The 7,092-nt window shown below is 64.4% G+C and carries 7 protein-coding genes and 1 pseudogene; all 8 read left to right on the plus strand.

The features are described from left to right. Window positions 1-125 precede the first annotated feature (125 nt). On the plus strand, window positions 126-1,511 hold the full coding sequence (locus EOA79_RS27355) for a PLP-dependent aminotransferase family protein (RefSeq protein ID WP_095823360.1): 1,386 nt from the start codon (window positions 126-128) through the stop codon (window positions 1,509-1,511). A 136-nt stretch (window positions 1,512-1,647) separates the two neighbouring features. After that, the gene (ehuA, locus tag EOA79_RS27360) at window positions 1,648-2,433 is read left to right on the plus strand and encodes an ectoine/hydroxyectoine ABC transporter ATP-binding protein EhuA (protein WP_067326178.1); all 786 of its coding nucleotides are present in this window, start codon (window positions 1,648-1,650) and stop codon (window positions 2,431-2,433) included. Window positions 2,434-2,536: 103 nt separating this feature from the next. After that, entirely contained in the window at window positions 2,537-3,388 is an 852-nt protein-coding gene (ehuB, locus tag EOA79_RS27365) for an ectoine/hydroxyectoine ABC transporter substrate-binding protein EhuB (RefSeq protein ID WP_067326181.1), read from the plus strand. 181 nt (window positions 3,389-3,569) lie between these two features. Continuing rightward, window positions 3,570-4,229 (plus strand): ectoine/hydroxyectoine ABC transporter permease subunit EhuC, encoded by a 660-nt coding sequence (ehuC, locus tag EOA79_RS27370; protein WP_095823359.1) that lies wholly within the window; start codon window positions 3,570-3,572, stop codon window positions 4,227-4,229. Between the two features lie 16 nt (window positions 4,230-4,245). Further along, window positions 4,246-4,905 (plus strand): ectoine/hydroxyectoine ABC transporter permease subunit EhuD, encoded by a 660-nt coding sequence (ehuD, locus tag EOA79_RS27375; protein ID WP_067002307.1) that lies wholly within the window; start codon window positions 4,246-4,248, stop codon window positions 4,903-4,905. Between the two features lie 5 nt (window positions 4,906-4,910). After that, complete coding sequence (eutA, locus tag EOA79_RS27380) at window positions 4,911-5,687, plus strand: ectoine utilization protein EutA (RefSeq protein ID WP_128293471.1); 777 nt, start codon at window positions 4,911-4,913, stop codon at window positions 5,685-5,687. Window positions 5,688-5,699: 12 nt separating this feature from the next. After that, window positions 5,700-6,695 (plus strand): hydroxyectoine utilization dehydratase EutB, encoded by a 996-nt coding sequence (eutB, locus tag EOA79_RS27385; protein WP_095800410.1) that lies wholly within the window; start codon window positions 5,700-5,702, stop codon window positions 6,693-6,695. Continuing rightward, window positions 6,692-7,092, plus strand: a pseudogene (locus tag EOA79_RS27390) (ornithine cyclodeaminase family protein); the annotation flags it as partial. The gene eutB and the pseudogene EOA79_RS27390, both read left to right, overlap by 4 nt.

The raw sequence follows: 7,092 nt of genomic DNA on the forward strand, positions 1-7,092 counted from the left end.
AGGATCTTGAGGTCGATCGGATCGAGTTTCGCTGCCGCCATGCCGGCCCCGCTTTTTGTTCCGGACACCATGACGATGCATTATTTCGATTGTCAATTGCACTGATTTCGATCTCTAATAAAGTCATGACATTATGGCAGCCAGATCCTGCGCTCATCCGCCGCCCGGCCTACCTCTCGCTGGCCGATCAGTTCGCGCGCGCCATCCATGACGGAAAGCTCGCCAATGGCGCGCGACTGCCGACGCACCGGCGGCTTGCCGACGACCTGAAACTTTCGGTCCAGACGGTCAGCCGCGCCTATGAGGAACTGATCCGCCGCGGTCTGATTGCCGGCGAGGTCGGCCGCGGCAGCTTCGTGCAGACGCAGCGCCGGGAGCCGGAGCCGCCCTACCTTCCGGAACGGTTGGGCGAGGTCATCGACCTCTCGATCCTGAAGCCGGTCTGCGAGCCGATGCATCTGGAGAAGCTGAAGGAGGCGTTGGGGTGGCTGGCCGAGAACCTGCCGTCGAGTTCGGCGCTGTCGTTCCGGCCGAACATGGTGTTCCCGCGTCATCGCACGGTGGCGGTCGAATGGCTGAAGCTCTGCGGCCTCGACGCCTCACCGCAGAACATCAGCCTCACCAACGGCGCCACTGCCGGCATGACGGTGGCGCTGATGAGCGTCGCACCGCCCGGTTCGAGGGTCGCCACCGAGGCCATCGGCCACCACACGCTGGTGCCGCTCGCCCGCTACCTCGGCTTCAACCTCGAGGGCCTGCCGATCGACGGCAACGGCCTGATCCCGGAAGCCTTGGACGAGGCCTGCCGTCTCTCGGACATTCGCGCCGTTTTCGTCCAGCCTTCGGTCATCAACCCGACGGCTACCTTGATGGACGCCAGCCGGCGCGAGCAGATCGCCGCGGTCGCGCGCAAACATGACATCGCCATCATCGAGAACGACGTGCTCGGGCCGCTCGTCGAAGGCCGGCCTCCGGCGGTTGCCGCCTTCGCGCCCGAGCGGACGCTCTACGTCACCTCCTTCACCAAGATAACCGTGCCCGGCCTGCGGATCGGCTATCTCGCCGTGCCCGACCGCTATGTCGCGGCGGTCGCCAACCGCCATCTCGTCTCGAACTGGATGGCGACGCCGATGGTGGCGGAAATCGCGACGCGGTGGGTGAATGACGGCACGGCTTTTGAGTTGGTCAGCTGGCAACGCGGGGCGTTGAGACGCCGGCAGGAAATCGCAGCCGAAATGCTGGCCGGCGTCGACTATCGCTCCCATCGCGACGGGCTGCATCTGTGGCTCGAATTGCCGGGCGACCGCGCCGAGGAGAGCTTCGTTGCGCAGGCGCGCCTGCGCGGCGTGGCGATTGCCCCGGGCACGTCGTTCCGCATCGCCGACACGCCGTGGCATCCGGCCGTGCGCATCTCGCTCGGCTCGACCACCGAAGGGGAACTGCGCTCGGGCTTGAGCGTTGTCGCCAAGCTCCTGCTGGGCGATCCGGAGCATCTTCTGCTCGCCATCTGATGCAAAAGCGGATCGCCAATTGCCCTGAAATTGTGCAGCGCTCGAAAAATTGTCATGATATTATTTTCCTAATTGACATGATTTAGCGCGTTTCGCATCGTTAGGAGCATAGGCCGCTTCAGAACGGGGAAATGGATTGCCCGCGCCCATCATCAAGGTCGACGCCATTTCGAAGAGCTTCGGCGCCTTCAAGGTGCTGGACGGCCTGTCGATGCAGGTCATGCCAGGCGAGAAGCTGGCGCTGATCGGCCCATCCGGATCGGGCAAGACGACGATCCTGCGCATCCTGATGACGCTGGAAAAGATCGACGGCGGCCATATCCAGATCGACGGCGAGCAGCTCTATCACATGGAGCGCAACGGCCAGCTGGTGCCGGCCGACGAGCGGCACCTGGCCAAGATGCGCCAGAAGATCGGCATGGTCTTCCAGCTCTTCAATCTTTTCCCGCACAAATGCGTCATGGACAATGTCACGCTGGCGCCGATGCTGACCAAGGGCGTGGCGCGAGCCGCCGCCGAAAAACGGGCGATGGAACTGCTCGACATGGTGGGCCTCGCCGATAAGGCGAAGAGCATGCCGGCACAGCTTTCCGGCGGCCAGAAGCAGCGCGTCGCGATCGCCCGCGCGCTGGCGCTGTCGCCAAAGATCATGCTGTTCGACGAGGTCACCTCGGCGCTCGACCCCGAGCTGGTCGAGGAGGTGCTCAATGTCATGCGCAAGCTCGCCGCCGAAACCGACATGACGATGTTGCTCGTCACTCATGAGATGGGCTTTGCCCACGACTTCGCCGATCGCGTGCTGTTCTTCGATCGCGGCAGGATCGTCGAGGAAGGCAAGCCCGATGAGATTTTCCGCCATCCCAAGCAGGAACGCACGCAGGGCTTCCTGAAGAAGATCATCGCGGCCGGACATCGCGTCTGACCGTCATGCCAGGGCGGCGAAGCCGTCCCGAAAGCCAGAAACGGGTGGCAAGGACGCCATCCGAACCGAGCGAACCAAGAAGAGAAACAAGGAGTTGGGAACGATGAAGAAACTTGGCATCCTGGCTGGCGTCGCCGGTCTCGCCGTAAGCACCATGCTGCTCGCCTCCGGCGCGCGTTCGGCAGACGACGCAAAGCTCGAGCAGCTCAAGCAGCAGGGCTTTGCCCGCGTCGCCATTGCCAACGAGCCGCCCTACACGGCGGTCGCCGCGGACGGCAAGGTCTCGGGCGCTGCACCCGACGTAGCGCGCGAGATCTTCAAGCGCCTCGGCGTCAACGATATCGTCGCCTCCATCTCTGAATACGGCGCCATGATCCCCGGCCTGCAGGCCGGCCGCTTCGACGTCGTCACCGCCGGCCTGTTCATGAAGCCTGAGCGCTGCGCGGCGGTCGCCTATTCCGAGCCGGTGCTGTGCGATGCGGAAGCGATGCTGGTGAAGAAGGGCAACCCGAAGGGTTTCAAGAGCTATGAGGACGTCGCCAAGGACACGTCGGCCACTATCGGCGCGCCGGGCGGCGGCACCGAGGAGAAGCTGGCGCTCAATGCCGGCGTGCCGCGCGACCGCGTCATCGTCGTGCCGGACGGCCAGAGCGGCCTGAAGATGGTGCAGGACGGCCGCATCGATGCCTATTCGCTGCCCGTTCTGTCGATCAACGACCTCATCAAGAAGGCCAATGATCCGAATCTCGAAGTGATCGCGCCGGTGCAGGGCGCGCCGGTCTATTGCGACGGCGCCGCCTTCAAGAAGGGCGACGAGGCGCTGCGCGATGCCTATGACGTCGAGCTCGCCAAGATGAAGAAGTCCGGCGAGTTCGCCAAGATCATAGAGCCCTACGGCTTCTCGGCCAAGGCGGCGATGTCGACGACGCGCGAGAAGCTCTGCGCGGCGAAGTAATCTCCCTTCTTCCCGCTTGCGGCGAGAAGGTCACTCGAAGAGCCGGATGAGGGGCGGCGCGCCAGCATTTCAAGGTCAGCGCTGCCCCTCATCTGCCTGACGGCATCTTCTCCCGTGGGCGGGGACAAGGCTGTCGCAGCCTCTCGCAACGACTGCAAACGTTAGGAAAATTTGAAACTCAATGACCCAGTGGTCCGGCTATCTCGGCCTGATATTGCAGGGAGCGCTTGTCACCATCGAGCTGACGCTGATGGGGTCGGTGCTCGCGCTCGTCATGGCCTTTCTCGCCGGCATGGGACGTGTGTCGCGCTTCTTCATCGTGCGCGCGATTGCCACGACCTATATCGAGTTCTTCCGCGGCACCTCGATCTTCGTGCAGCTGTTCTGGGCCTATTTCGTGCTGCCCTTCGCCGGTCTGTCGCTGACGCCTTTGCAGGCCGGCATGCTGGCGCTGGGGCTCAATGTCGGGGCCTATGCGGCGGAAGTTGTGCGCGGCGCCATCCTGTCGATCGGCCGTGAGCAATATGAGGCCTGCACCGCGCTTAATCTCGGCCGCTGGCAAGGCATGCGCTACGTCATCCTGCCGCAGGCGCTGCTCATCATGCTGCCAACCTTCGGCAACAACGCGATCGAGCTGCTCAAGGCGACCTCGGTCGTATCGCTGATCTCGCTTGCCGATCTCACCTTCCAGGCGCAGGTGGTTCGCTCGCAGACCGGCAGCACGCTGATGCCCTTCGTCTCCGTTCTCGTCATCTATTTCGCGCTCGCGCTGATCATCTCCTGGGGCGTGCGCTCGCTGGAGCGCCGCATGGCGCGCGGTCTCGACGGAGTGCGTGTCTGATGGAATGGGCCCGCTAATGGAATGGGATTGGAACTTTGTCTGGGAGATCATGCCGACCCTGATCCAGGGGGTGAAGATCACGATCCTGGCGACCGTGCTCGGCTCGATCCTGGCCGGGATCGTCGGTCTGGCGATCGCGCTGGCGCGGCGCTCGCCTAACCGCACGGTGTCGCGCAGCGTCGGCTGGTTCGCCGAATTCATCCGCGGCACGCCGCTTCTGGTGCAGCTCTATTTCATCTTCTACGTCCTGCCCGATATCGGCATCCTGCTGCCGCCCTTGGTGGCGGGCGTCATCGGGCTTGGACTGCACTACGGCACCTATACGGCCGAGGTCTATCGCGCCGGCATCGACAATGTGCCGCGCGGCCAGTGGGAGGCTGCCAAGGCCTGCAATCTTAACGGCCGCCACACCTGGACGCATGTCATCCTGCCGCAGGCGATCCCGCCGATGATCCCGGCCTTGGCCAACTACTTCATCGCCATGTTCAAGGAGACGCCGCTGCTTTCGGCGATCACCGTGCTGGAGCTGATGAACCAAGCCAAGAGCGTCGCCAATACCTATTACCGCTACATCGAGCCGATGACGCTGGTTGGCGCCTTCTTCCTCGTCATCAGCCTCTGCTCCGTCGTGCTGTTGCGCTGGCTGGAGCGTCGTTACGGCAGGATCGAGAGATGAAAGTCATGAAACTGTTGCCCGAAATCGAGCTGGCATCGACCCGGCCCGCACTCGATGCGCGTCCACTCGAAAAGCGCGTCGGGCTGATTGCTTTGGCCACCGATCATACCAGCGAGGTCGACTTCCGCCGCATGGTGGCGAGCGAGCGGATCGGCGTCTACGTCGCGCGCATCCCCTACGCCAATCCGACGACGCCGGACAATCTGCGCAAGATGCAGCCCTCGCTTTCGGCGGGCGCGGCACTGATCCTGCCGGACGAGACGCTCGATGCCGTCTGCTATTCCTGCACGTCTGCTTCCGTGGGGATCGGCGACGCCGAGATCGAGCAGGCGATCCAGGCGGCCAAGCCGAATGTTCCCGTGGTCACGCCGCCCATGGCCGGCGTGCGCGGCCTCAACGCTTTTGGCGTGAAGCAGATCAGCATTCTCACCCCTTACACTGTCGAGACCAGCCGGCCGATGGCCGCCTATTTCGCCGCGCACGGCTTCGAGATCGAGAGCGTCACCTGCCTCGGCTTCGAGGACGATCGGGAGATGGCACGCATCGAGCCTACCTCGCTCGTCGATCTGGCGCGCAAGGCGACGCATGCGCAGGCGGATGCGCTGTTCGTTTCATGCACCGCGCTACGCGCGGCGCTCGCCGTTCCAGGCATGGAGGAGGCAATCGGCCGCCCGGTCGTCACCAGCAACCAGGCGAGCGCCTGGAACTGCCTGCGGCTTTGCGGCGACGACACGGCGCGGCCGCAGTTCGGCCGGCTGATGACGAAGCCATTGGCCCGGTGAGCGGGCATGCCAATGACCAAAACGGAAGTCACGCTTCAGCATATCCGCGTTGCGCGCGAACGCATTGCCGGAAAGGTCGAGTGGACGCCGACTGTGTTGTCGCAAAGCCTCTCGGATCGCGTGGGCCATCCCGTTCACCTCAAGCTGGAACATCACCAGACGACCGGCGCGTTCAAGCTGCGTGGCGCGTCCAACGCGATCGCCGCGTTGAGTCCGGAGGAAAGGTCGCGCGGCGTCGTCGCGGCATCGACCGGCAATCACGGCCGCGCGCTGGCCCATGCGGCGAAGCTCGAGGGCATGCGCGCGGTGATCTGCATGTCGAGGCTGGTGCCCGAGAACAAGCTCGACGCAATCCGCCGCCTCGGCGCGGATATTCGCATCGTCGGCAACAGCCAGGACGATGCCCAGCAGGAGGTCGACAGGCTGGTCGCGGAGGAGCGGCTGGTCATGCTGCCGCCCTTCGACCATCCCGACATCGTCGCCGGGCAGGGCACGCTGGGGCTGGAGATCATGGAGCAGGTTCCGGACGCAGCAAGTGTGCTAGTGCCGCTCTCCGGCGGCGGCCTGGCAGCCGGCGTTGCGGCGGCGGTCAAGGGGGTGAGCCCGGCCACCAAAGTCGTCGGCGTCTCGATGTCGCGCGGTGCCGCGATGAAGGCGAGCCTCGATGCCGGCCGCCCCGTGCAGATCGAGGAATTGCCGACGCTTGCGGACTCGCTGGGCGGCGGCATCGGCCTCGATAACCGGCTGACCTTTGCCATGTGCCGTGAGCTGCTCGACGACGTCATCCTGCTTTCCGAGGACGAGATCGCCGCCGGCATTCGGCATGCCTATGAGCAGGAGCGCGAGATCGTCGAAGGCGCGGGCGCGGTCGGCATCGGCGCGCTGCTTGCTGGGAAGGTCACTGCGAAAGGACCGGTGGTGGCCATCCTGTCTGGCCGCAACATCGACATGAGCCTGCATCGCCGCATCGTCTGCGGCAACGCTGCACTGACCGAGCGCCCCACATGAGCCGCATGACCATCCTCACCGAAACAGACCTGCGCAAGATCGTGACGCTCGATCTGGATGCGGTCGCCTGCGTCGAGAACGCCTTTCGGGCTTTGGCGACAATGCCGGTGGCGATGCCGCCAATCTTGAGGCTCGACATTCACGAGCATCGCGGCGAGGTCGACGTGAAGTCCGCCTACGTGCCCGGCATAGATGGCTTCGCCGTCAAGATAAGCTCCGGCTTCTTCGACAATCCGAAGCTCGGCCTGCCGAGCGGCGGCGGCATGATGGTGCTGCTTTCGGCCAAGACCGGTGTGGTCGAGGCGCTGCTGCTCGACAATGGCTATCTGACCGATGTGCGCACCGCCGCAGCCGGCGCAGTCGCGGCCAAGCATCTGTCGCGCGAAGACTCCAGCAT

The sequence above is a fragment of the Mesorhizobium sp. M1A.F.Ca.IN.020.03.2.1 genome (assembly GCF_004023205.1).
Lineage (GTDB): Bacteria > Pseudomonadota > Alphaproteobacteria > Rhizobiales > Rhizobiaceae > Mesorhizobium.

Excerpts from the sequence above, each read along its gene's own strand:
- ehuB (WP_067326181.1), top strand. The coding sequence starts at position 2,537 with ATGAAGAAACTTGGCATCCTGGCTGGCGTCGCCGGTCTCGCCGTAAGC.
- ehuD (WP_067002307.1), top strand. The coding sequence starts at position 4,246 with ATGGAATGGGATTGGAACTTTGTCTGGGAGATCATGCCGACCCTGATC.
- eutA (WP_128293471.1), top strand. The coding sequence starts at position 4,911 with ATGAAACTGTTGCCCGAAATCGAGCTGGCATCGACCCGGCCCGCACTC.
- EOA79_RS27355 (WP_095823360.1), top strand. The coding sequence starts at position 126 with ATGACATTATGGCAGCCAGATCCTGCGCTCATCCGCCGCCCGGCCTAC.
- eutB (WP_095800410.1), top strand. The coding sequence starts at position 5,700 with ATGACCAAAACGGAAGTCACGCTTCAGCATATCCGCGTTGCGCGCGAA.
- ehuC (WP_095823359.1), top strand. The coding sequence starts at position 3,570 with ATGACCCAGTGGTCCGGCTATCTCGGCCTGATATTGCAGGGAGCGCTT.